This window comes from Paractinoplanes maris (assembly GCF_023544465.1).
GTDB lineage: Bacteria > Actinomycetota > Actinomycetes > Mycobacteriales > Micromonosporaceae > Actinoplanes > Actinoplanes maris.
In genome coordinates, this window is record NZ_JALPVL010000012.1 from 1 (window position 1) to 22,535 (window position 22,535).

21 protein-coding genes are annotated in these 22,535 nt (G+C 71.2%); 13 read left to right on the forward strand and 8 right to left on the reverse strand.

The window, feature by feature from the left end:
* Positions 1–1,614, forward strand: a 1,614-nt coding sequence (locus NAG42_RS31290; RefSeq protein ID WP_250035516.1) for an acetoacetate--CoA ligase, incomplete at its 5' end; no start/stop codon positions are given.
* 18 nt (positions 1,615–1,632) lie between these two features.
* Here the strand turns inward: NAG42_RS31290 and NAG42_RS31295 are convergent.
* Positions 1,633–2,334 carry a TIGR03089 family protein gene (locus NAG42_RS31295; protein WP_250035517.1) on the reverse strand — a complete coding sequence of 234 codons (702 nt, stop codon included), beginning with the start codon at positions 2,332–2,334 and terminating at the stop codon, positions 1,633–1,635.
* A 160-nt stretch (positions 2,335–2,494) separates the two neighbouring features.
* On the opposite strand from NAG42_RS31295, the gene NAG42_RS31300 reads away from it, so the two are divergent.
* The 3 genes from NAG42_RS31300 to NAG42_RS31310 are packed head-to-tail and all read left to right on the forward strand — an operon-like array spanning position 2,495 to position 5,344.
* A complete protein-coding gene (locus NAG42_RS31300; protein WP_250035518.1) occupies positions 2,495–3,646 on the forward strand; it encodes a glycosyltransferase family 4 protein in 1,152 nt (383 codons plus the stop codon).
* Positions 3,647–3,664: 18 nt separating this feature from the next.
* Entirely contained in the window at positions 3,665–4,780 is a 1,116-nt protein-coding gene (locus tag NAG42_RS31305) for a mannose-1-phosphate guanylyltransferase (RefSeq protein WP_250035519.1), read from the forward strand.
* Positions 4,781–4,783: 3 nt separating this feature from the next.
* On the forward strand, positions 4,784–5,344 hold the full coding sequence (locus NAG42_RS31310; RefSeq protein WP_250035520.1) for an NUDIX domain-containing protein: 561 nt from the start codon (positions 4,784–4,786) through the stop codon (positions 5,342–5,344).
* 144 nt (positions 5,345–5,488) lie between these two features.
* Here the strand turns inward: NAG42_RS31310 and NAG42_RS31315 are convergent, their stop codons facing one another.
* Positions 5,489–6,547: a coenzyme F420-0:L-glutamate ligase gene (locus NAG42_RS31315; protein ID WP_250035873.1), complete on the reverse strand. Its 1,059-nt coding sequence runs from the start codon at positions 6,545–6,547 to the stop codon at positions 5,489–5,491.
* Positions 6,548–6,639: 92 nt separating this feature from the next.
* Positions 6,640–7,596 (reverse strand): 2-phospho-L-lactate transferase, encoded by a 957-nt coding sequence (gene cofD, locus NAG42_RS31320; RefSeq protein WP_250035521.1) that lies wholly within the window; start codon positions 7,594–7,596, stop codon positions 6,640–6,642.
* Between the two features lie 111 nt (positions 7,597–7,707).
* Between cofD and NAG42_RS31325 the strand changes: the two genes are divergently transcribed.
* From NAG42_RS31325 to NAG42_RS31335, 3 genes are all read left to right on the forward strand, one after another.
* Entirely contained in the window at positions 7,708–8,679 is a 972-nt protein-coding gene (locus NAG42_RS31325) for a hypothetical protein (RefSeq protein ID WP_250035522.1), read from the forward strand.
* Between the two features lie 91 nt (positions 8,680–8,770).
* A complete protein-coding gene (locus NAG42_RS31330; protein WP_250035524.1) occupies positions 8,771–11,281 on the forward strand; it encodes a bifunctional FO biosynthesis protein CofGH in 2,511 nt (836 codons plus the stop codon).
* Between the two features lie 287 nt (positions 11,282–11,568).
* The gene (locus tag NAG42_RS31335) at positions 11,569–11,826 is read left to right on the forward strand and encodes a WhiB family transcriptional regulator (protein WP_014688021.1); all 258 of its coding nucleotides are present in this window, start codon (positions 11,569–11,571) and stop codon (positions 11,824–11,826) included.
* 3 nt (positions 11,827–11,829) lie between these two features.
* Here the strand turns inward: NAG42_RS31335 and NAG42_RS31340 are convergent, their stop codons facing one another.
* Positions 11,830–12,309 carry a metallopeptidase family protein gene (locus NAG42_RS31340; RefSeq protein ID WP_438872480.1) on the reverse strand — a complete coding sequence of 160 codons (480 nt, stop codon included), beginning with the start codon at positions 12,307–12,309 and terminating at the stop codon, positions 11,830–11,832.
* 207 nt (positions 12,310–12,516) lie between these two features.
* Here NAG42_RS31340 and NAG42_RS31345 point away from each other — a divergent pair, with 207 nt between their 5' ends.
* Positions 12,517–12,879 carry a DUF3499 domain-containing protein gene (locus NAG42_RS31345; RefSeq protein ID WP_250035525.1) on the forward strand — a complete coding sequence of 121 codons (363 nt, stop codon included), beginning with the start codon at positions 12,517–12,519 and terminating at the stop codon, positions 12,877–12,879.
* 8 nt (positions 12,880–12,887) lie between these two features.
* On the opposite strand, the gene NAG42_RS45135 is transcribed toward NAG42_RS31345, so the two are convergent.
* The 4 genes from NAG42_RS45135 to NAG42_RS31365 all read right to left on the reverse strand — a co-directional run bounded on the left by NAG42_RS45135 (position 12,888) and on the right by NAG42_RS31365 (position 17,278).
* A complete protein-coding gene (locus tag NAG42_RS45135; RefSeq protein WP_250035526.1) occupies positions 12,888–13,928 on the reverse strand; it encodes a polysaccharide deacetylase family protein in 1,041 nt (346 codons plus the stop codon).
* 131 nt (positions 13,929–14,059) lie between these two features.
* Positions 14,060–14,434 carry a DUF779 domain-containing protein gene (locus NAG42_RS31355; protein ID WP_250035527.1) on the reverse strand — a complete coding sequence of 125 codons (375 nt, stop codon included), beginning with the start codon at positions 14,432–14,434 and terminating at the stop codon, positions 14,060–14,062.
* Positions 14,435–14,437: 3 nt separating this feature from the next.
* A complete protein-coding gene (gene adh, locus NAG42_RS31360; protein ID WP_250035528.1) occupies positions 14,438–15,961 on the reverse strand; it encodes an aldehyde dehydrogenase in 1,524 nt (507 codons plus the stop codon).
* A 33-nt stretch (positions 15,962–15,994) separates the two neighbouring features.
* Complete coding sequence (locus NAG42_RS31365) at positions 15,995–17,278, reverse strand: GAF domain-containing protein (RefSeq protein WP_250035529.1); 1,284 nt, start codon at positions 17,276–17,278, stop codon at positions 15,995–15,997.
* Positions 17,279–17,420: 142 nt separating this feature from the next.
* Here NAG42_RS31365 and NAG42_RS31370 point away from each other — a divergent pair, with 142 nt between their 5' ends.
* The 5 genes from NAG42_RS31370 to manA are packed head-to-tail and all read left to right on the forward strand — an operon-like array spanning position 17,421 to position 22,429.
* Positions 17,421–18,800, forward strand: coding sequence for a phosphomannomutase/phosphoglucomutase (locus NAG42_RS31370; RefSeq protein WP_250035530.1), 1,380 nt, complete (start codon positions 17,421–17,423; stop codon positions 18,798–18,800).
* A gap of 41 nt (positions 18,801–18,841) precedes the next feature.
* Positions 18,842–19,030: a Trm112 family protein gene (locus NAG42_RS31375; RefSeq protein ID WP_250035531.1), complete on the forward strand. Its 189-nt coding sequence runs from the start codon at positions 18,842–18,844 to the stop codon at positions 19,028–19,030.
* Complete coding sequence (locus NAG42_RS31380) at positions 19,030–20,259, forward strand: SIS domain-containing protein (protein ID WP_250035532.1); 1,230 nt, start codon at positions 19,030–19,032, stop codon at positions 20,257–20,259. The genes NAG42_RS31375 and NAG42_RS31380 overlap by 1 nt, the downstream gene beginning before the upstream one ends.
* Before the next feature lie 34 nt (positions 20,260–20,293).
* Positions 20,294–21,259 carry a cation diffusion facilitator family transporter gene (locus NAG42_RS31385; RefSeq protein WP_250035533.1) on the forward strand — a complete coding sequence of 322 codons (966 nt, stop codon included), beginning with the start codon at positions 20,294–20,296 and terminating at the stop codon, positions 21,257–21,259.
* A gap of 12 nt (positions 21,260–21,271) precedes the next feature.
* Entirely contained in the window at positions 21,272–22,429 is a 1,158-nt protein-coding gene (gene manA, locus NAG42_RS31390; protein ID WP_250035534.1) for a mannose-6-phosphate isomerase, class I, read from the forward strand.
* The last annotated feature ends 106 nt before the right edge of the window (positions 22,430–22,535 follow it).

Below are 22,535 nucleotides of genomic sequence, written 5' to 3' on the forward strand. Positions count from 1 at the left end.
CTCGCCTACAGCCAGACCCGCGAACCGGTGACCCTGACCAAGGCGCAGCTACGGGAAAAAGTCCGGCTCGTCCGCGCCGGCCTGCGCGCGAAAGGCATCGGCCCCGGCGATCGGGTGGCCGCTTACGCCCCGAACATCCCCGAGACGTACGTCCTGATGCTCGCCACCGCCAGCCTCGGCGCCACCTTCTCCTCCTGCGCACCCGAGTTCGGGGTCCGCAGCGTCATCGACCGCTGGCAACAAATCGAACCGACCCTGCTCGTCGCGGTCGACGGCTACCGCTACGGCGACAAAGCCATCGACCGCCGCGACGAGGTCACCGCCATCACCGCCGCCCTGCCCTCACTCCAGCACGTCGTCACCATCGGTTACCTGGAACCTTCCAGAGACACCTTCGCCGAACTCACCGGCGACGAACCCCTGACCTACACACCAGTGCCGTTCGACCACCCGCTCTACGTGCTCTACAGCTCCGGCACCACCGGCCTGCCCAAACCCATCGTCCACGGCCACGGCGGCATCCTGCTCGAACACCTCAAAATGCTCGCCCTGCACCACGACCTGGGCCCCGGCGACCGGTTCTTCTGGTTCACCACCACCGGCTGGATGATGTGGAACTTCCTGGTCAGCGGCCCCGCCGTCGGCGCCGGAATCGTCCTGTTCGACGGCAACCCGGCCCACCCCGGCCTGGAAACGCTGTGGAACCTCGTCGACCAGGCCGGCATCACCTACTTCGGCACCTCAGCCCCCTTCCTCATGGCCTGCCGCAAAGCCGGCCTCACCCCACGCAAGGACGGCCTCAAGGGCGTCGGCTCGACCGGGGCGCCGCTGCCCCCGGAGGGCTTCGACTGGGTCTACGAGGCGGTGGGAACGCGACTGCAACTGCAATCGCTTTCCGGCGGTACGGATGTGTGCACCGGCTTCGTCGGCTCGGTGCCCCTGCTCCCCGTGGTCGAAGGCACGATCGCCTGCCGGGCGCTGGGTGCCCGGGTCGAGGCGTACGACCCCGAGGGCCGCCCGGTGATCGACGAGCTCGGCGAGCTGGTCATCACCGCGCCCATGCCGAGCATGCCGGTCGGCTTCTGGAACGATCCAGACGGCAAGCGCTACCGCGAGGCCTATTTCGACTACTTCCCCGGCGTGTGGCGGCACGGCGACTGGATCACGATCGGCTCCGACGGCACGTGCGTGATCACCGGTCGCTCCGACGCCACGCTCAACCGCGGTGGCGTCCGGCTCGGCACGTCCGAGTTCTATTCGGTGGTCGAGAGCCTGCCCGAGATCGCCGACTCGGTGGTCGTGCACCTGGAGAAGGACGACAACCCGAACGGCGAGTTGCTGCTGTTCGTCGTGCTCAGCGAGGGCGTGGAGCTCGACGACCCGCTCCGCAAGCGGATCGCCGCCGAACTGCGCGGCGCACTGTCTCCCCGGCACATCCCCGACGAGATCCATGCCGTACGGGCGGTGCCGCGCACCCTGTCGGCCAAGAAACTCGAGGTGCCGGTCAAGCGCATCCTGACCGGGACCCCGGTCGAGTCGGCCGCCGCCAAGGGCGCCCTGGCCAACCCGGAGTCGTTGCTCGCCTTCGAAGACCTGGCCCGCCGCCGACGCTGAGCCGCCAGAACGACGTGATCAGACGACCAGGGTCACCCGCTCCGACTCGGCCCGGGCGGTGACCTTGGCCCGGTCGAGGTGCGCGCACAGGACGATCGAGGCGCCCGTCACCAGCGGAGCCAGCAGCCAGTCGACCGGATCGGGGTGGGTCGTCGCGTCGATCAGGACGCGGCCGCCCGGCGACATGCTCAGCTCGGCGGCGCGTCCGGTCGCCGCGGCCAGGATCTCCGCGTGGGTGCGGCCGTTCAACGCCGCGTCCCCCGCCGCCACCGGTTGGCCGGGGAAGTAGTCACCGAACTGGCGTACCTCGAGAACGAAGTCCGCGAATCCGGCCGGCAACTGCCGGAGTGGCATCGCAAAGGGCAGCAAACCGGTCGCGTACCGGTCTGCGGCCTTTGTCGTTGTGTCCGAACCCGGCGTGGCGAACAGGACGTCGCCGGCCGGCGGGTTGCCGGTCTCCACGCCGACGCCGGCCGACCAGGCCCCGAGCAGGATCGCCGCGGTCTGCCAGTGCGGCGGCAGCGTCACCGCGGCGGTGTCGCCCGCACCCAGTCCGAGGCCGTCCACCAGCAGGTTCGCCGTCTTGGAGACCCAGTTGTCCAGGGTCGCCCCGGACAATTCGGTGCGATCGCCACTGGCATCGTCATAGAAGGTCAGCAGGGGGCTCGCCGGGTCGCGGCGAACCGCGGCCGCCAGCACCTGCGGGATCGTTGTCTGCACAAGCAGCACGATAGTTGGGTGACTGTCCGTAATCGATCCCGAACGGGCAATGAGAACCGCGAAACGCTTCGAACAAGGCGGCGTCGCGGTCGCATGCATGATGCGATCCGGGCGTACCCTTGCCAGTGGTCTGAATTACAACCTCTTTGGGAGTTGCCTCGTGACCGCCGGTCGCCCCCCGCGAGTGCTCGTCGACGCCACCAGCGTCCCCGCAGACCGAGGAGGAGTCGGCAGATACGTCGACGGCTTGCTCGGTGCCCTCGGGCGGATCGACCCGGACAGGGTCGACCTGGCCGTGGTTGCTCAGCGTTCGGATGCGGAGCGTTACAGCCGCATGCTCGACAACCGGGCCGAGGTGATCGCCGGCCCGTCCGCCGTCGCCCACCGGCCCGCCCGGCTGGCCTGGGAGCAGACGGGCCTGCCGCTGCTGGCCCAGCAGGTCGGCGCCCAGGTGCTGCATTCGCCCTTCTACACCTGCCCGCTGCGTGCCGGCTGCCCGGTGACGGTGACCGTCCACGACGCGACGTTCTTCACCGAGCCCGAGCACTACGACAACACCAAGCGCACCTTCTTCCGCAGTGCGATCAAGACGTCGCTGCGCCGCGCGGCCCGGGTCATCGTGCCCAGCAAGGCCACCCGTGACGAGCTCATCCGGCTCCTCGACGCCGACCCGACCCGCATCGACGTGGCCTACCACGGCGTCGACCAGGCGGCCTTCCACTCGCCCACCGAGGAGGAGAAGGCCCGCGTACGCGCGAGGCTGGGTCTCACCGACGCCGGTTACGTCGCGTTCCTCGGTGCCAAGGAGCCCCGCAAGAACGTCCCCAACCTGATCCGCGGCTGGGCCCGGGCCGTCGCCGACTGGCCGCACCCGCCCGCGCTGGTCATCGCCGGTGGCCAGGGGCACGACGACGAGATCGACCGCGCGGTGGCCGAAGTGCCGTCCCACCTGCGCCTGCTCCGCCCCGGCTATCTGCGTTACGCCGACCTGCCCGGCTTCCTGGGCGGCGCTCTGGTGGCCTGCTACCCGTCCTTCGGCGAGGGTTTCGGCCTGCCGATCCTCGAGGCGATGGCCTGCGCGACGCCGGTGCTCACCACGCCGCGCCTGTCGCTGCCCGAGGTCGGCGGCGACGCTGTGGCCTACACCACGGAGGATCCCGATCGCATCGCCACCGACCTGGCTGACCTGCTGCACGACGAGCCGCGACGGGTCACGTTGGCCAAGGCGGGGTTCGACCGTGCGAAAGAGTTCACCTGGGCGTCGAGCGCGGAGGTACACGTCACAACCTGGAAACGGGTCGCGGTCCTCTGACCTTTACACTCTGTGCGCATGAGCGATCAACTCGACGGACTGTACGGCGTGGTTCTTGCAGGCGGGACCGGAACCCGTCTCTGGCCGCTGTCCCGAGCCGGTCACCCCAAGTTCCTGCACCCGCTGACCGGCACCGAGGCGACGCTGCTTCAGGCCACGGTGACCCGGCTCGACCTGCTGGCGCCCATGGACCGCATCTTCGTGGTCTGCGGGGTGGCCCACGCGGCCGCCGTCTCCCGGCAGATCGACACCATCCCGGCCGCCAACGTCCTGGTCGAGCCGTCCCCGCGCGACTCGTGTGCGGCGATCGCGCTGGCCGCCGCGGTCATCGCCCGGCGTGACCCCGACGCGATCATGGGCTCGTTCGCCTCGGATCACCTGATCGCCGACAAGGAACGCTTCACCGCGGTCATCCAGCAGGCGATGGCCGGCGCGCAGCAGGGTCTGCTGATGACGCTGGGCATCACCCCGACCCGGCCCGAGACCGGCTACGGCTATCTGCAGTGCGGGCCCGAGGTCGGCGACGGGCCGGTGCTGGCGGTCGAGGAGTTCAAGGAGAAGCCGACCTACGACGTGGCCGAGGGCTACGTGAAGTCGGGCAACTACCTGTGGAACGCCGGCATGTTCGTCTGGCGGGCGGACGCGTTCCTGGCTGAGTTGTCGCGCCAGCAGCCGCAGCTCGCGGCCGGTGTCTCGCGCATCGCGGCGGCCTGGGAGTCGCCGGAGCGCGAGGAGGTGCTCGGTGAGGTCTGGCCGACGCTGCCGCGCATCTCGGTCGACTACGCGGTCATGGAGGGCGCGGCCGCGACCGGCCGGGTCGGCACAGTCCCCGGTGACTTCGGCTGGAACGACGTCGGTGACTTCCACACGCTGGGCGGGGTGCTGGCGGCCGACCCGGCCGGCAACGTGATCGTCGGGCGCGACCTCTCGCAGAAGTCGGGCGTGCTGCTGCGCGAGACCGAGGGCCTGGTGGTCGTGCCGACCGAGGGTCGTCTGGTCGCGGCCATGGGCGTACGCGATCTCGTGATCGTCGATACGCCGGATGCCGTGCTGGTCATCCCGCGGGAGCGCGCTCAAGAGGTCAAGCACCTGGTGGACGAGCTCAAGGAGCTCGGCGAGCACGGCTACATCTGAGTCATGGGCATCGACGACCTGCACGCGGACGCGGTCCGGGTGCTCAGCGCCTGGACGGCCACCTCCGACGAGGCCGAGCTGGGCCGCAAGCGCACGCTGGAGCTGCTGGCCGACGGGCCGGTGGCGATGACCCGGGCGCACCGCCGCGGCCATGTGACCGCCAGCGCGCTGGTGGTGGACGACGCCGGCCGGGTGCTGCTCTGCCTGCACGGCCGGCTGGGCAAGTGGATGCAGCTGGGCGGTCACTGCGAAGAGGATGATGCCGGGCTGGCCGCGGCCGCCCTGCGGGAGGCGACCGAGGAGTCGGGCATCGCGGGCCTGGTGCTCGACCGGGAGCCGATCGACGTCGACATCCACGAGGTGCGGTGCGGCCCGGCCGACGGCCTGCCCGCCGAGCCGTCCGTCCACTACGACGTACGGTTTCTGCTCCGCGCCCCGGCCGGTGCGCGGGAGCAGATCAGCGACGAGTCCGAGCAGCTGGGCTGGTTCACCGCCGACGCGCTGCCCAGCCCACTGGCCTCCGGAACCGTCCGTCAGATCGCGCCCGCGCTCGCCCGCCTGTAGAGGTCCCGGCTGTCCGGTCGGGAATCCCGCGCCGGCGCGCGAGCCGTCCGCGCCGGGCGGGGCGACCTGCGCCCGAGCCGTCCGCGTGGGCCCGGTGACGTGTGCGGGCGCGAGGTGGACGCGGCCGCGCGGAACGGGCGGCTTCTAGGAGCCGGAAAGCTCCAGGCGGATGCCGTCCTCGTGCGGCAACGACAGCGTGACGATCGATTCGGCGGCCAGGGCGGCCCGCAACCGGTGGGCATCGGAGCCCAGGTGCATGAGCCCGACCGGCGACTGGTCCCGAGTCCGCAGGTGCAGGGCGGCGGTAGCCCCGCTGCCGGGGATCACCTCGGCCGGGGCGACCGCCGTGGCGCGGGAGAAGTGATCGGCCACCGCGGCGGCCGCGCGGTCGACGGCGGCCGGGTCGACCGGGAGGCCGGGCAGTGCCGCCTCAGGCCCATCCGGGAGCAGGGCAGCCTGGCGCAGGCCGTCGGCGCGGGCCTCGGCCGTGCCCAGGCCGAACATATCGGAGGCGGCGTCGCGCAGCAGCACCGAGGCATCGACCGTGTCGCGGAGCCCGGATCGCGGGTAGCCGCGGACCACAGCCACCGGCGTCTGGTCGACCTTGCCCTTGACCAGCTCACCCGCCGCCGCCAGCTCGTCGATGACGGCCATCTGGGTGATCTCGAGCTCGTTCCCGTACGGGTCGGTCTGCCCCCGGTGATCACGGATGGGCTCGATGCCGGCCGCGCCCAGCGCCACGTCGGTCAGCCCGTTGCGCCAGGCCCGCCCCATCGTGTCGGAGATGATCACGCCGACGTCGAGGCCGCGCCCGAGCAGGTCGGCGCGCAGCCGCCGAGCCGATTCGTCGGGGTCGGCGGGGAGCAGCACCAGGTGCGTCTTGTCGACGTTCGAGGCGTCGATGCCGGCCGCCGCCATCACGAAACCGTGGTGGGTCTGCACGATCGTCGTCGGCCCACGCCGGGCGACCACCCGGGCCGTCTCCGCCTCCAGCACGGCCGCCCGGGCCCGGTCGCGCTCCGGCCCGTCGACCGGCACCTCGACCAGCCGCCCCTCGGCCTTGGACACGATCTTGCTGGTCACCACCAGCACGTCGCCGTCGGCGAGCCACGGCGCCGCCGCCGTGATGATCTGACCCAGGTCGTCCCCGGCCACGATGTCGCCGATCCCGCGCACCGGCAGGATCTCGAGCCCGTCCGTCACCACGTCGCCCCCTCAGCGGTGAGATGTCCGTCCAGCTTGCCCGCCGGGCCAGTGCACCGCGACACCGCCCCCGGCGTGCCCCTCGTCACCCCTCAGGCGACGCCGGCCAGGGACAGCGCGTCCTTGACCATCTGGGCGGTGGCCTCGTCGGAGGACATCCACAGCGGGACGGCCCGGGTGGGGACGCCGGGGACGTCGGTGGCGGCGTCGGCCGAGTCGACCAGCCAGCCGTCGAGGATGCCGCCGCCCGGACGCGGGCCGTAGAGCCCGCCCACCCCGGCCGCCGTCACCGGGACGTCGATCGTCGCCAGGCATTTGTCGGCCATGCCGCGGATCGGCGAGTTGCCGATGATGGGGGAGACGCCGATGACCGGAGCGGGACCGTTGATCACCGCGTCGCGGACGCCGGCCACAGCCAGGATCGGGGCGATGCTCACGACCGGGTTGCTCGGGGCGACCAGCACGACGTCGGCCGCCGCGATCGCCTCGAGCACGCCGGGCGCCGGTTTGGCCGCGTCGGCCCCGACGAAGACGAAACGGTGGGTCGGCAGGTCGCCGCGGTAGCGCACCCACCACTCCTGGAAGTGGATGGCCTTGCGCTCACCCTCGACGTCGACCACCACGTGCGTCTCGAGCCGGTCGTCGGTGGCCGGCAGCATCGTGATGCCGGGCTGCCAGCGGGTGCACAGCGCGGCCGTGACCGCCGAGAGCGGGTAGCCCGCGGCGAGCATCTGGGTGCGGACGAGATGAGTGGCCGTGTCCTTGTCACCCAGCCCGAACCAGGACGGCTCGGCGCCGTAGGCGGCCAGCTCCTCCTTGACGACCCAGGTCTCGCCGACCCGGCCCCACCCTCGGTCACGGTCGTGGGCGCCACCCAGCGTGTACATCACGCTGTCGAGGTCGGGGCAGATCTGGAGGCCGTGCATGCGGACGTCGTCACCGACATTGACCACCGCCGTCACCTCGGCGCCGAGTGCACGCGCGTGCGCGCGCACGCCGACGAGGAACTTCGCGCCGCCGATGCCACCGGAGAGGACCACGATCCGCATGCCCTCATCTTCCCGCACGGGTATGACGGAACTCGCCGCCGGGTATCAGTGCTGCATGCGGGGCCGGTCTACCCTGAGCGTCCCGCACCCGACTTCGTCTTGGAGAATCCCGTGACCAGCCAACCGCAGCCCGCGCCGGGCGAGGGCAGATCGGCCGGACAGTTCCTCCGCCCGTTGCGTGACCTCGCGGCCTACGCGCTCGTCGGAGCCCCCGCGCTGTTGCTCTTCGTGGCGATCATCCGGCTCATCCCGGACGGTGAGAACCAGTTCGGCTACCGCACGCAGGACAGCTTCTACGGCTTCATCAACACGTCGACCGTGTTCATGCCGCTGGCCGCGGTGCTGCTGGCGGTGCTGGTCCAGCCGCGGCACCCCAAGGCTTCGCTGATCACCCTGGTCGCGCTGATCGAGTACGCCGTGATGGCGTTCTTCGGTGTGCTCTTCGGTCTGCTCATCGGCCTGATCAACCACGCGAGCAACAACGGCGCGCGGATCGCCTTCGAGGAGCTCCTGGTGCGGGCGGCCTGGCTCGCGGTGTTCGCCGTGGCGGCGTACGCGGTCTTCCGCCTCTGGCAGGGCCTGTTCCACGTGGCCAAGCCGAAGCCGCAGCCGGGTGTCTACGGTCAGCCCGCATACGGTCAGCCGGGCGCCTACCCGGGCCAGCCGGGCTACGGCCAGCAGCCGCAGGGTCAGCCGGGTTACGCGCCGGGCGGCTACCCGCCCCCGCCGCCCGGCACCCAGCAGTTCGGCCAGCCCCAGCCCCCGCAGGGCCAGCCCCCGCAGGGCCAGCCCCCGCAGGGCCAGCCTCAGTACGGTCAGCCCTACGGCCAGCCGCAGCAGCCGGCCTGGAACCAGCCGAGCGCGCCGATCCCCGCGTCGGGCCCGCCCGCCTATCCCACCTCGGCCCCGCCCGCGCCCCCGGCCGCGGCCCCCACGTTCGCCGAACCGACCCAGGTCGTGCCGAAGGCCGAGCCCACCCAGGTCGTGCCGAAGCCGGAGCCGACCGGCGACGAGCGCACCGAGAGAATCCCCGATGACCGCCCCGGCTTCGGCCCGGCCGACCAGGACGACCCGCGCCGATAGACAGCGACCGGGCGCGCGCAGTGGGATAGACCACGGCGCGCGCCCGGGCTCGCCCGAGGCAACCCGCGCCATTCCGGCCTAGGCTGCTGGGGTGACAGAGGTCAACACGGTCGACAATCAGCCCACCGAAGCGAGCATCCGGCGCGCGCTACGCCGGGCGGCCGACGGCAAGGCAGTGGACGCCGGCGAGGCGACCGCCCTGCTGGCCGCGACCGGGGAGCACTTCGACGAGCTGCTCACGATCGCCGCCGGCGTCCGCGACGCCGGCCTGCGCGAGGCCGGGCGGCCGGGCGTCGTCACGTATTCGCGCAAGGTCTTCATCCCCCTGACGCGCCTGTGCCAGGACCGGTGCCACTACTGCACGTTCGCCACCGTGCCGCACCGGTTGCCGGCCGCCTTCCTCGAGCGGGACGAGGTCCTCGAGATCGCTCGCCAGGGCGCTGCCCAGGGCTGCAAGGAGGCCCTCTTCACGCTGGGTGACCGGCCCGAGGAGCGCTGGCCCGCGGCTCGCCAGTGGCTCGACGAGCGCGGTTACGACTCGACCCTCGACTATGTGCGCGCCTGTGCGATCGCCGTGCTCGAGGAGACCGGCCTGCTGCCCCACCTCAACCCCGGCGTGATGAGCTGGGCCGAGCTGCAGCGCCTCAAGCCGGTCGCGCCCAGCATGGGCATGATGCTCGAGACCACGGCGACCCGGCTGTGGTCCGAGCCCGGCGGTCCGCACTTCGGCTCACCCGACAAGGAGCCGGCCGTCCGCCTCCGGGTGCTCGACGACGCGGGCCGGGTCGGCGTCCCGTTCACCACCGGCATCCTGATCGGCATCGGCGAGACCCCGGCCGAGCGGGTCGACGCGCTGTTCGCGATGCGCCGCACCGCCCGGGAGTACGGGCACATCCAAGAGATCATCATTCAGAACTTCCGGGCCAAGCCCGACACGGCGATGCGCGGCATGCCCGACGCCGAGCTGCGCGAGCTGGCCGCCACGGTGGCCGTGGGCCGCATCATCATGGGCCCGCGCGGCCGCCTGCAGGCCCCGCCCAACCTGATCGACGCCGAGTTCTCGCTGCTGCTGCGGGCCGGCATCGACGACTGGGGTGGCGTGTCGCCGGTGACCCCCGACCACGTCAACCCCGAGCGCCCGTGGCCCCAGATCGAGCTGCTGCGCGAGAAATCCGCCGCGGCCGGCTTCGAGCTGCGCGAGCGCCTGACGATCTACCCGGAGTTCGTGCGCCGCGGCAACGAGGGCTGGCTCGACCCGCGCCTGGCCGTCCACGTGGCGGCATTGTCCGGTCCGGACGGTCTGGCCCGCGAGGACGCCGAGGTTGTGGGGCGGCCCTGGCAGGAGCCCGACGACGCGTACGCCTCGGGCCGCACCGATCTCTTCGCGACGATCGACACCGAGGGCCGCACGGGCGACCGACGGTCCGACTTCGACGACGTCTACGGCGACTGGGACGAGGTGGCCGCCCACATCACCACCGAGGCGCCGTCCAGCCTCCCGGCCGATGTGCTGGCCGGCCTCAAGCTCGCCTCGTCCGATCCGGCCGCGCTGCTGCGGCCGGAGCACGAGGACGCGGCCATGGCGCTGTTCAACGCGGACGGCGAGGCCCTCGACCAGCTCGCCCGCATCGCCGACGACCTGCGCAAGCACGTCAACGGCGACGACATCACCTATGTGGTCAACCGGAACATCAACTTCACCAACGTCTGCTATGTGGGCTGCCGGTTCTGCGCGTTCGCCCAGCGTGAGCAGGATGCCGACGCCTATCGGCTCTCGGTCGACCAGGTGGCCGACCGGGCCGAGCAGGCCTGGCAGGACGGCGCCTCCGAGGTCTGCATGCAGGGCGGCATCGATCCCAAGATGCCGGTGACGGCTTACGCCGATCTGGTCCGCGCCATCAAGCAGCGCGTCCCCGGCATGCACGTCCACGCGTATTCGCCGATGGAGATCGTCACCGCCGCGGCCAAGGCCGGTGTCCCCGTGCGCGAGTGGCTGGCCGAGCTGAAGGAGGCCGGCCTGGGCACCATCCCGGGCACCGCGGCCGAGATCCTCGACGACGACGTGCGCTGGGTGCTCACCAAGGGCAAGCTCCCGGCCAGCGCCTGGGTCGACGTGGTGACCAATGCTCACCAGCTCGGCATTCGATCGAGCTCGACCATGATGTACGGACATGTCGACCACCCACGACAGTGGCTCGGCCACTTCCGGGTGCTGGCCGGCATCCAGGACGTGACCGGCGGCTTCACCGAGTTCGTGGGTCTGCCGTTCATCCACACCAACGCGCCGATCTATCTGGCCGGCATCGCGCGCTCCGGTCCCAGCTGGCGGGAGAACCGCGTCGTCCACGCGATGGCCCGGATCCTGCTGCACGGCCGCATCGACAACATCCAGTGCTCCTGGGTGAAATTGGGTGACGAGGGCACTCAGGTGATGCTCAACGGGGGTTGTAATGATCTCGGGGGCACTCTGATGGAGGAAACGATCTCCCGAATGGCGGGTTCCGAGCACGGTTCGGCCCGGACGGTCTCCGAGCTCAAGGAACTCGCGGGGGCCGCAGGTCGCCCGGCCGTGGAGCGCACGACGACCTACGGTCGACGCTAGGTCACAAATCGGGTTAAATTGGACGCGACACAACGGGATCGCGTTACCTGGCAGGGCTCCGGACAGATAGGGCAGGAACGGGACCCTGTCGTGCTCCAGGCACCGCGGGGAAACAGGCCTATTTATCAGGTTCGGCTTGACGACGCACGTCTTACACGCGTGTAATTTCGAGTGGGGTTGTGAGCTCGGGCGCGCTGAAAAGTGATATCCGCTCACAAAAAACACGCTGCGTGCGTGGGGGGTCAGTGCCGGCAGTGATGCCGGCGCGGAAATTGGGAGGCACGCCGATGGAAGCGCAGGTTGAAGGGGTCGACCTGCTCGGGGACGCGCCCGAGTGGCAGGAACGGGCGCTGTGTTCGCAGACCGATCCGGAAGCCTTCTTTCCGGAAAAGGGTGGGTCCACCCGCGAGGCGAAGCGGATCTGTGGGCGCTGCGAGGTCAAGGCCGAGTGCCTCGAATACGCGCTGGGGCACGACGAGCGTTTCGGTATCTGGGGTGGACTGTCCGAGCGCGAGCGTCGCAAGCTCAAGCGGCGCGTCGCGTAACAGCTAGGACAGTTCGTCCGGGTCCACCCCGAGCAGGTTGGCCACCTGCTCGATGATCACATCGTGGACGAGGTCGGCGAGGTCCTCACGGTCCATCGCCCGGAATTCCAGCGGCCGCCGGTAGAGCACGATCCGTGGGGGAAGCTCTTGCCGGCCGGGGCGGCCGGGCAGCAGGCGGGCCAGTGGCACCTCGCCGTCCTCGAGCACGTCGGAGTCGTACACGTTCAGGTCGGGTGGCACGTCCTCGACCGCGAACTCGACGCCGGCCAGCTCTTTCGCATAGCGGCGCTCGAGGCCCTCGACCGTGTCGAGCACGAGGTCGTCGAAGATCTCGGCCTTGGTGCGGGCCAGGGGGACGGTGGCCGGGACGAGCCGGCCGCGCAGACCGCGGCCGTGCCGGTCACGCCGGGCGGGATGCCCCGGGCCGGCCGTGCGAGCCGCTCGGGACGGGTCGCTGCGGCGGCGTTCAGGACTGGTGGTCACTGAAGCAACTCTAGTCCTCCGACGGTGTGACACGGTGTCTGACCTGTTTCCGCCGCGTTGATTCGCCCCTTCGGGGCCATACGGCGGTAATTCGCCCCATCGAGTGCCGCGTGTCGGGCGGCCATGACCGAATCGTGATGCATCGTGGGTCGGCGTGTCGCGGGGTATCGGCGCCCGCCCGGGCCGTCGGAGCGATAACGTGCCGCCGTGAGGTCACCACGGCGTTGCTCCCGGAACGGCTGTCCCCGACAGGCTGTCGCCACGCTGACCTACGTCTACAGCGACTCCACGGCGGTCGTCGGCCCCTTGGCGGCCTTCGCCGAACCCCACACGTACGACCTGTGTGAGCCGCACGCCCGCAGCCTCACCGCCCCCCGGGGCTGGGAGCTTGTCAGGCACGACGGCGATTTCGCCCCGCCGCCGCCGACCACCGACGACCTGGTCGCCCTGGCCGACGCCGTCCGCGAGGCCGCCCGTCCGCCCGCGTCGCCGCCGCGCGCCGACGACGAGCGCCCCGGCCACCAGACGGGCCGTCGCGGTCACCTGCGGGTCATCCCGCCCTCGCACTAGCTGCAGAGCTACGGCAGCGCGACGAGCGTGTAGCGCTTCTTGAGCCAGGGCAGCAGCTTCCGGTACGCCGCGATGGTGTCGGGCTGCCCGTAGTCGTGGGACAGCACGATCGCGCCCGGCCGGCAGTGCTTCTCGATCTGGGCGACCACCTTGGCCTGGTGGGCCTTGCTGCTCTCGCCTTTGTGATGGCTCCAGTCGCGCGGGTCGACCTTCCAGTAGATCGAGGTCATCCCCAGCTGCTTGGCCGTCGACACCAGCAGCGGCGTGAAGTTGCCGCCGGGCGCCCGGAAGTATTTGACCTTGGCGCCGGGCGCCGCCTGGTGGATGGCCGCGTTGGTGCGGGACAGATCCGAGCGGATGTGGGCTTCCGGGTCCTTACCGAGCTTGAGGCTGTGGTCCCAGGTGTGGTTGCACAGCGTGTGCCCCTGCGCCACGATCTTGCGGACGATGTCCGGATGCCGCTGCACCTGCTCGCCGACCAGGCAGAACGTCGCCTTCACATGATGCTTGGCCAGCAGCTGGAGGAGCCTCGGGGTCTCGTACGGGTCGGGACCGTCGTCGAAGGTGAGCGCGACGCCCTTGGTGCCGGTCAGCATGTGGCTGCCCGCCGGTCCGCCGAAGCGCGGGTTCTTGATCTTGCGAGCGACCGGTTTCCTCGGTTTGCTCTTGGCGGCCGGCGTGGCCCGGGGCTGGGCGCCGGCCGACGCCGAGGCCGTTGTGGCGGTCAGGGTGCCGGTGGTGTCCCGGGCCGCCTCGGCGGACGCGCGCCCGGTCAGGCCGATGGCGATCAGCACCGCGCCGACCAGCACCGCCTTCTTGGCCCGTGACAACCGCATCAAACCCTCCCCGGACCGCCCGGCGGCCGACATTGCCGTCCGCAGGGCACGCAGCGCCAGGTCCGCCCGCGATTCGGCACGGTCAGGGGAGACGTCGAGCGGCCGATCGACCATCTTCCGGACGAGGACCAGGGCTCGCTGGTCGAGTGCGGCCGCGGCGGAGAGGATCCGCCGGCCGAGTTCGGTCAGGAAGCGTAGGAACTGGTCTCGCACTCTGGTCCTCGATGGTCGGGAACAAGGCCGGGTCGCGCCGACGGCGAACCGCCGCCGCCCTCATTAATACGGGACGACGGCGGTGCACGGATCAGTGTGTGGCCGGAATCAACGCCCCGGCAATCCTCCGATCAGGAGAGTTCGGCCAGCTCCTGCTCGGTGAGCAGGCGTGACCGGATGAGAAATCGCACGCCTTCGGGGGCTTCCAGCGAGAAGCCGGCACCCCGTCCGGGGACCACGTCCACGGTCAGGTGGGTGTGCTTCCAGAGCTCGAACTGCGACCCCGACATCCAGAACGTGATCGGCTCGTCCACCCCGTCGATCTTCAGGGATTCGAGCAGCACGTCCGACTGGCCGGTGCGGAACTCACCCTCCAGGTAGCACATCGGCGAGCTGCCGTCGCAGCAGCCGCCGGACTGGTGGAACATCAGCGGACCGTGCTGGCCCCGCAGCTGCCGCATCATGGCGGCCGCCGCGGGGGTCACGTCGACTCTCGTGGTTCCCATGGCCTAGAAGAAGCCCATCGCCTTGGGGCTGTACGACACGAGCAGGTTCTTGGTCTGCTGGTAGTGGTCGAGCATCATCTTGTGGTTCTCGCGGCCGATGCCGGACTGCTTGTAGCCACCGAACGCGGCGTGCGCCGGGTAGAGGTGGTACGAGTTCGTCCAGACCCGCCCGGCCTTGATCGCCCGACCGGCCCGGTACGCGGTGTTGATGTCCCGCGTCCACACGCCCGCCCCGAGGCCGTAGAGCGTGTCGTTGGCGATCTTGATGGCGTCCGCGTAGTCGGCGAACGAGGTCACCGACACGACCGGCCCGAAGATCTCCTCCTGGAAGATCCGCATGGCGTTGCTGCCCTCGAAGATCGTCGGCTGCACGTAGTAGCCGCCGGACAGGTTGCCGCCGAGGTCGGCCCGCGCGCCGCCGGTGAGCACCTTGGCGCCCTCCTGCCGGCCGATGTCGAAGTACGACAGGATCTTCTCGAGCTGGTCGTTGGAGGCCTGCGCGCCGACCTGGGTGTCGGTGTCGAGCGGGTTGCCCTGCTTGAGGTTCTCGACCCGCTTGACCCCGGCGGCCAGGAAGTCGCTGTAGATGCCCTGCTGGATCAGCGCGCGCGACGGGCAGGTGCAGACCTCGCCCTGGTTGAGCGCGAACATCGAGAAGCCCTCGAGCGACTTGTCGTAGAAGTCGTCGTCGAGCCGGCTGACGTCGTCGAAGAAGATGTTCGGGCTCTTGCCACCCAGCTCGAGGGTGACCGGGATCAGGTTCTCCGAGGCGTACTGCATGATCAGCCGGCCGGTGGTGGTCTCACCGGTGAAGGCGACCTTGGCCACCCGGTTGGACGAGGCGAGCGGCTTGCCGGCCTCGACGCCGAACCCGTTGACGATGTTGAGCACGCCCGGCGGCAGCAGGTCGGCCACCAGCGACAGCCAGTAGTGGATCGACGCGGGGGTCTGCTCGGCCGGCTTGAGGACGACCGCGTTGCCGGCGGCCAGCGCCGGGGCGAGCTTCCAGACCGCCATCAGGATCGGGAAGTTCCACGGGATGATCTGGGCGACCACGCCCAGCGGCTCGTGGAAGTGGTAGGCCACCGTGTCGTCGTCGATCTCGCCCGCCGTGCCCTCCTGGGCCCGGATGGCGCCGGCGAAGTAGCGGAAGTGGTCGATCGCCAGCGGGATGTCGGCGGCCAGCGTCTCGCGCACCGGCTTGCCGTTCTCCCAGCACTCGGCGACGGCCAGCTTCTCGAGGTTCTGCTCCATCCGGTCGGCGATCTTGTTGAGGATGTTGGCCCGCTCGGCGGTGGAGGTGCGGCCCCACGCGTCGGCGGCGCCGTGCGCGGCGTCCAGCGCCTTCTCGACGTCCTCGGCCGTGCCCCGGGCCACCTCGCAGAAGTCCTGGCCGGTCACCGGGCTCGGGTTGGCGAAATACTGGCCCCTGGCCGGCGGCACGTATTCGCCGCCGATGAAGTGGTCGTACCGGGATTCGTAGTTGACGATGGCGCCGTCGGATCCGGGCGCGGAATATACGGTCATGGCAGCCTCCGTACCTTGGGGGTACGGCCGACGTTAATTACCGGCACGTTGCAACGACGTTGCAACGTCGTACTCGATCCGCAGCTCCCGGACGCGGGTCAGCGCCATCGGCCGGGCCACCGCGCCCGGCGGCAGCAGGCGGGCGTAGGCCTCCCAGACCTCCAGGTCGTCGGCCCCCCAGGGCGAGTGCAGCCAGGTCTGCAGCAGCGTGCGGTCGCGGGCGGCGAGCAGGGCCGAGCGCAGCCGGTCGTCGACCAGCCGCCGCAGCCGGACGACGCCGGGTGCGTCCGAGCCGGGCAGGAGCGGGCCCGCGTACGCCTCCAGAGCCTCAGCGGTCCGGCCGTGCTCCAGCAGGCGGACGACCGTACGGAAATCAGCCTGGATGTCGGCGCGCAACCGATAGGGCCGCGACTCCATCAGCTCGGGGCCCAGCGCCCGGCGCAGCCGGGACAACTCGGCCCGGACGGTCACCGGGCTCGGGTCGTCGCCGTAGAGGCCGGAACCCAGCTCGTCGCCCGTGCTGCCCTCGGGGTGGGCCAGCAGCAGCACCAGCAACTCGGAGTGGCGGCGCCCCAGCCGCCACTGCCGCCCCTCGAAGGTCAGCAGCACCTCGTTCCGGCCGAGCGCGACGACCGAGCCCGAGGTGCCCGCCGAGCCGAGGTGCTGGCGCAGGTAGGCCTCGGCGGCCAGCGCGGTCGCCCGCACCAGGGCCAGGCTGTGCGGGTTGGCCAGGTGGTCGCCGCCGGTGACGTCGATCGCGCCGAGCAGCCGGCCGGTGCCCGGGTCGTGGATCGGTGCCGCCGCGCACGTCCAGCGCTGCACACCCCGGCTGAAGTGCTCGGTGGCGAAAATCTGGAGCGGGTGGTCGACGGCCAGGGCGGTGCCCGGCGCATTGGTGCCGGCGTGGGCCTCGTCCCAGCGGGCGCCGGGTACGAAGTTCATCCGCTCACCGGCGCGCAGCACCTTGGCCGTCCCCTCGACCCACAACAGCCGCCCGTAGGCATCGCAGACGGCCATCAGGTGCTCGCCGTCCTCGGCCAGGCCACCCAGCAGATCCCGGAAGATCGGCAGTGCCCGGGAGAGCGGGTGGGCCGCCCGGTAGGACTCCAGGTCGTCGTCGCTGAGCTCGATCGGGGCGGTGGCGTCGGGTCCGGGCAGGGCGACGGCCGAGCGCTGCCACGACTCGGCCACGACCGTGCGGATGGCTGGTCCGTCGGATTTCTCCCCGGCCAGGAACCGCTCGTGGGCGCGCCCGATCTGGCGCATGCGCTCGACGGGATCGGCACCGGCGTCGAGGGCGAGCCAGGGGTTGGGCACGGAGGCACCTCCAGAACCCCATCGTGACCCGCATCACGCTCTTCGACAAGCCTGTTCGGCTGACGCTCGTTCGTTGCCATCTTGCCGCCGACCGGGCTCCGCTACTCTCGGCGGGTCATCAGCGCGGAGGCAAGGGGGAGCAGTGTCTGATCTGTCCAAGATCGTCAAGGCGTACGACGTCCGGGGAATCGTCCCGGATCAGTTCGACGAGGCGGTCGCGAGGGCGCTCGGCACCGCGTTCGTGGAGATGTTGCGCGAGTCGGGCGACAACGCCGACGAGATCGTCATCGCGCACGACATGCGTGAGTCCGGCCCCGGGCTGGCCGCCGCGTTCGCGCGGGGTGCCAACGCGGCCGGCGCCGCGGTCACCAACATCGGCCTGGCCTCCACCGACGAGCTCTACTACGCCTCCGGCTCGCTCGGCCTGCCCGGTGCCATGTTCACCGCCAGTCACAACCCGGCTCAATACAACGGCATCAAGCTGTGCCGCGCGGGTGCCAAGCCGGTCGGTCAGGACAGCGGCCTCGTGGTCGTCCGGCAGCGCGCCGAGGCCCTGCTGGACGATCTGAACGCCGAGGCCGACGGGCCGACCCGGGTGCAGACGCGGGACCTGCTGGCGGCGTACGCGGAACACCTGCGCTCGCTCGTCGACCTGGCCGCCATCCGGCCGCTCAAGGTGATCGTCGACGCGGGCAACGGCATGGGCGGCTACACCGTGCCCGCCGTGCTGGGCGACCAGGTGCTGCCCGCGCTGCCGCTCGAGATCGTGCCGCTCTACTTCGAGCTGGACGGCTCGTTCCCCAACCACGAGGCCAACCCGCTCGACCCGAAGAACCTGGTCGACCTGCAGAATGCGATCCGCGAGCAGGGCGCCGACATCGGCGTCGCGTTCGACGGTGACGCCGACCGCTGCTTCATCATCGACGAGAAGGGCGACCCGGTCTCGCCCTCGGCGGTCACCGCCCTGGTCGCCCGGCGCGAGCTGGCCAAGTTCCCCGGCAGCACCGTCATCCACAACCTGATCACCTCGCGCGCGGTCCCCGAGATCATCGCCGAGGCGGGCGGCACGCCGGTGCGCAGCCGGGTCGGCCACTCGTTCATCAAGGCCGAGATGGCCCGGACCAACGCGGTCTTCGGCGGTGAGCACTCGGCGCATTACTACTTCCGCGACTTCTGGTTCGCCGACACCGGCATGCTGGCCGCGATGCACGTGCTCGCCGCGCTGGGCGGCCAGGACCAGCCGCTGTCCGAGTTCGCCGCCGAGTACGAGCGCTACAGCGCCTCCGGTGAGATCAACTCCACGGTGGCCGACGCCGCGGCCAAGACGGCCGAGGTCCGGGCACACTTCGCGGGTGCGACCGTCGACGAGCTCGACGGCCTCACCGTGACGCTGTCCGACGGTGCGTGGTTCAACCTGCGGGCCTCCAACACCGAGCCGTTGCTGCGGCTCAACGTCGAGGCGGCCAAGCCCGACCGCATGGCGGCCCTGCGCGACGAAGTGCTCGGCATCGTGCGCAGTTAGGATCGTGTCGCCCAGCCTTCTGTCATGTAAGGAGCCGTTCGGTGGCCCTCGATCCGCAGCTGTTGGACATTTTGGCCTGCCCGGACACGCATCACGCGCCGCTGACCCACGACGCCGCGGCGCAGACACTGACCTGCACCGAGTGTGGACGCGTCTTCGAGGTCCGCGACGACATCCCGGTGCTGCTGCTCGACGAGGCGCGCCTCCCCGGCCAGGGCGGGGCAGCCTGATGGCGGGCCCGCTCGAGGGCGGCACGGCCGGCGTGCACGGTCACCGGCACGCCGACGAGTCGCTGCTCGACGACGAGAAGTCGATGCTGGCCAACGACCCGGGCGGCATGCTCCGGGCCACGGCGTCGGCCGGCGCGCAGGTCCGCGAGGCCGCCGCGCTGGCCGCCGAGACCGACCTCAGCATGCTGGCCGACGAGGGCCGCCCCCGCGCGGTCGTCGTGGCCGGCATCGGCACGGCCGGCCTGACCGGCAGCATCCTGTCGACCGTGGCCGGCCCGCGCTGCCCGGTGCCGATCATCGGTCACCGCAGTCCCGGCCTGCCCGGCTGGGTCGGCGCGGCCGACGTGGTCATCGCCGTCTCGGCGTCCGGCCGCAGCCCCGAGGCGCTGGCCGCGGCCGAGGCGGCCGCCCGGCGGGGAGCCCGTCTGGTCGCCGTGGGCAACCCCGACTCCGAGCTGGAGGCGATGGCCGCCCGCGCCCGGGCGCCGTTCTTCGCGGTGCCGCGCCGGGCGCCCGCCCGCGCCAGCCTCTGGGGCCTGGCCGTGCCGGTGCTGCTCGCCGCCCGGGCCATCGGTCTGGTCAAGGTCAACGAGGCCGACCTGGCCGAGACCGCGACCCGGCTCGACGCCGACGCCGAGCGCTGCCGCCCCGGCGCCGACTCGTTCGTCAACCCGGCCAAGGCGCTGGCCCTCGGTCTGGCCGGCTCGATCCCGATCGTGTGGGGCTCGTCCCCGCTGGCCACGGTGGCCGCCCGCCGTTTCGCCGACACGCTGGCCGCGAACGCGCGCTATCCGGTGATGGCCGGTGCGCTGGGCGAGGCCGGCCGGGGCCGGGTGGGCCTGCTCGACGGCGTCTTCGGCGGTCTGGCCGAGTCGTCGCGTGACATCTTCGCCGACCCCGGTGACGCCGAGGAGCCCTCCTCGACCCGGCTGCGGCTCGTGCTCTTCCGCGACGGCGGGCTCAACCCCGAGGAGGACGCGGACGAGCCGGTGGCCGTCGAGGAGCGCCGGGCCGATGCCGTGCAGACCCTGGCCGAGCGCCGCGGGGTGCGGTGCGACGTGCTCACCGCCGAGGGCGGCTCCGCCCTCGAGCGGCTGGCCTCGCTCACCGCGGTGCCCGATTTCGCCTCGCTCTATCTCGCTCTCGCGCACGGGCTCGACCCGATGGCCGTGCCCGCGATCAGCGAGCTGAAGGAGCTTTCAAACCCGCTGCCTGAGGGAATGCAGTGACCGACCCGGTCGGACATCTCTGTGGAGCAGGTAAATGAGTGCTGAAGGCGGCACCAAGGCGATCATCGCGGCGCTGGCCGCGAACCTCGGCATCGCGGCCACCAAGTTCGTGGCCTGGCTGCTGACCCAGTCGTCGTCGATGCTGGCCGAGGCCATCCACTCGGTGGCCGACTCCGGTAACCAGCTGTTGCTGCTGGTCGGCGGCAAGAAGGCGAAGCGGCAGGCCACCCCCGAGCACCCGTTCGGCTATGGACGCGAGCGCTACATCTACGCGTTCATCGTCTCGATCGTGCTGTTCAGCCTGGGCGGGCTGTTCGCGCTGTACGAGGCCTGGCACAAGATCCAGGATCCGCACCCGATCGAGAGCTGGCAGTGGGTGCCGGTCCTCGTGCTCGTGGTCGCGATCGGTCTGGAGAGCTATTCGTTCCGGACCGCGATCAAGGAGTCCAACCGCACCCGCGGTCAGACCTCCTGGGTCGACTTCGTGCGCCGGTCCAAGGCGCCGGAGCTGCCGGTGGTGCTGCTGGAGGACAGTGGCGCCCTGCTCGGCCTGATCTTCGCGTTCTTCGGCGTCGTGCTCACCCTGATCACCGGCAACGGCATCTGGGACGGCATCGGCACCGCGGCCATCGGTCTGCTGCTGGTCTGCATCGCGGCCATCCTGGCCATCGAGACCAAGAGCCTGCTGCTCGGTGAGGGCGCGAATCCCGAGACGACCCGCAAGATCGAGCAGGCCGTGCTGGCCGGCGAGGGGGTGGAGCGGATCATCCACATGAAGACGCTGCACCTCGGGCCGGACGAGCTGCTGGTCGCGGTCAAGATCGCCGTACCGGGAGCCGAGCGGGCCGACGAGCTGGCCCAGCACATCGACGAGGCCGAGTCCCGCATCCGCGAGGCCGTGCCGATCGCCCGGGTCATCTACATCGAGCCGGACATCTACCGTCCGGCTCAGTCGCCGGCGGTGACCGCTACGCCGTCGTCGGCCGCCGAACCCGGGTAAATTCTGCAGATCATGAGCGTCTACTCGCTGACCGGCGTCGTCCGTCCGTACGCCTGGGGTTCCCGCACCGTCATCGCCGAGCTCCAGGGCCGTCCGGCGCCCACCGATCAACCCGAGGCCGAGCTGTGGCTGGGCGCCCACCCGGGCGACCCGGCCACGGTCGCCGGCCCCGACGGCCCGGTCAGCCTGGAGACGCTGATCGCCGGCGATCCGAAGGGGCAGCTGGGCGAGGAGGTCGAGCGGGAGTTCGGCCCGAAGCTGCCGTTCCTGCTCAAGGTGCTGGCCGCCGAGTCACCGCTGTCGTTGCAGGCACACCCGGGCCTCGAGTACGCGAAGCAGGCGTACGCCCGTCAGGAGGCCGACCCGAGCCTCCCCAGGAACTACACCGACGCCAACCACAAGCCCGAGATGCTGGTGGCCGTCACGCCGTTCGAGGCGCTCTGCGGCTTCCGGTCGCCGGACGCCGCGGCCGACGAGATCGAGGCGTTCGGGGTGGCGTCGCTGGCCCCGGTGGTCGCAGCGCTGCGCGACGCCGACCTGCGCACCGCCGTGCGCACCCTGCTGACCTGGCCCACCGGCGATCGGGAGGCGCTGGTCTCGGCGGTTGTCGCCGCCGCCCCGGCCGGCGGTCTGGTGGCCGACCTGGCCGCGCATTATCCGGGCGACCCCGGCGTGCTGGTGGCTCTGCTGCTCAACCACGTGTGCCTGGCCCCGGGCGAGGCGATCTGGATGCCCGCCGGCAACCTGCACGCCTATCTGCGCGGGGCCGGTGTGGAGCTGATGGCGGCGAGCGACAACGTGCTGCGGGGCGGTCTGACCCCCAAGCGGGTGGACGTGGACGAGCTGCTCAACGTGCTCCGCTTCGAGGTGCTGGACGACCCGATCCTGCGCGGTGCCGAGGTGGCCCCGGGCGTGTCGACGTGGTCGGTGCCGGTACCCGATTTCGAACTCTTCCGGGTCGAGCTGGACGGCACCCGGCCACCCACCGAGGTGCCCGCCACCGGCCCGCGCATCATCCTGGCCACCGCCGGTGACATCTTCGTGGGGGAGAGCGTCGACGGCACGCCGGTCGAGCTCACCGCGGGCACGGCCGCTTACGCCCCCGCGGATGCCGGCGCCATCAAGATCGCGGGCACCGGTCAGGCTTTCGTGGCCGCCGTCCCCGCCTGACACTGGCGGCCCAGCCCAGCCCGGCCTGGCACTGGCGGCCCAGCCCAGCCCAGCCCGGCCTGGCACTGGCGGCCCAGCCCAGCCCAGCCCGGCCTGGCACTGGCGG